Origin of the sequence: Acinetobacter sp. NBRC 110496 (assembly GCF_000876115.1) — a bacterium.
In the GTDB taxonomy this organism is placed as follows: Bacteria; Pseudomonadota; Gammaproteobacteria; order Pseudomonadales; family Moraxellaceae; genus Acinetobacter.
The window spans coordinates 1-1,409 of sequence record NZ_BBTF01000133.1; the positions used below are offsets into that span (position 1 = coordinate 1).

General features: G+C 44.4%; 1 protein-coding gene. It reads right to left on the reverse strand.

What is annotated here, in order from left to right; genetic code table 11:
- Nucleotides 1–1,311: alkyl hydroperoxide reductase subunit F (gene ahpF / locus Aba26S_RS20890; RefSeq protein WP_043975150.1), on the reverse strand; the 1,311-nt coding region annotated here is incomplete at its 3' end.
- Between the last annotated feature and the right edge of the window lie 98 nt (nt 1,312–1,409).

Here is a 1,409-nt window from a genome sequence, read left to right on the forward strand (position 1 = left end):
TTCAACATCAGTGGCACGGTCTTTATACTTCAACGCCGTGACTTGTGAACCATCACCTACCACTTCAGTACTCAAGGCATTCATGATCACGGTGGTATTTGGCAAGCTGTTTAATTTGTCCTGCAATACTTGGTCAGCACGAAGTTTGGTATCAAACTCAACCAAAGTCACATGCTCAACAATGCCTGCAAGATCAATGGCTGCTTCTACACCAGAGTTACCACCACCAATGACTGCAACGCGTTTACCTTTGAATAATGGGCCATCACAGTGTGGGCAGTACGCAACACCGCGCGTACGATACTCTGCTTCACCTGGGACATTCATCTCTCTCCAACGTGCACCCGTTGAAAGAATGATGGTTTTCGATTCAAGTTTGGCACCATTTTCCAGTTCCACTTCAACCAGACCATTGGCCGTTTGATCTGCCCCCGTGATCTTGCTGACACGTTGCAGGTTCATGATGTCTACCCCGTACTCACGCACATGGGCTTCCATATCTTGGGCAAACTGTGGACCTACCGTTTTTTGAACCGTAGTGAAGTTCTCAATGTCCATGGTATCCATGACCTGACCACCAAAGCGTTCAGCCACGATACCGGTTTTAATGCCTTTACGTGCTGCATAGATTGCCGCTGTACCACCCGCAGGACCACCACCAATCACCAACACATCAAATGCATCTTTGGCATTGATTGCGGCTGCATCTTTCTCAGCTGAATTGCTATCCAGTTTGGCTACGATTTCTTCCAGTGTCATACGGCCTTGGCCAATATGCTGATTGTCTTGGAATACCATAGGCACTGCCAAGATTTTACGTTCTTCAACTTCGTCTTGGAAGAAGGCACCATCAATCATGGTTGCCGTGGTATTTGGATTATTGATCGCAATCAAGTTTAAAGCTTGCACTACATCTGGACAGTTGTGACAGCTTAAAGATACGAACACATCGAAGTTTGCAGTTAAATTTAAACCTTTGATCTGAGTCAGTACTTCATCAGAGACCTTAGGGGCATAACCCGACACTTGTAACAATGCCAAGATCAAAGAAGTAAACTCATGTCCCATCGGTAAGCCAGCAAAGAACACACGTGGTTGTTCGCCTGCTTTGGCCACACCGAAACTAGGACGGCGAGCGTTTGAACCGTCAAAACGCGCCGTAACTTGGTCAGAAAGCTCAGCAATTTCAGTCACGAGTTCTTTGATTTTGTCTGCTTTATCTGAGTCATCTAAAGCAGCAACCAACTCGATTGGACTTTCTAAACGTTCTAAGTAAGCTTTTAATTGAGTTTTAATATTTTGATCTAACATCTATTTCTCCAAACGCTAAGACTTTCAAATCAGCTAAATTCATTCAATGAGGCTATAGTACGCAAAAGTACTAAATAGGTAAAACAGTATGTTTTTAT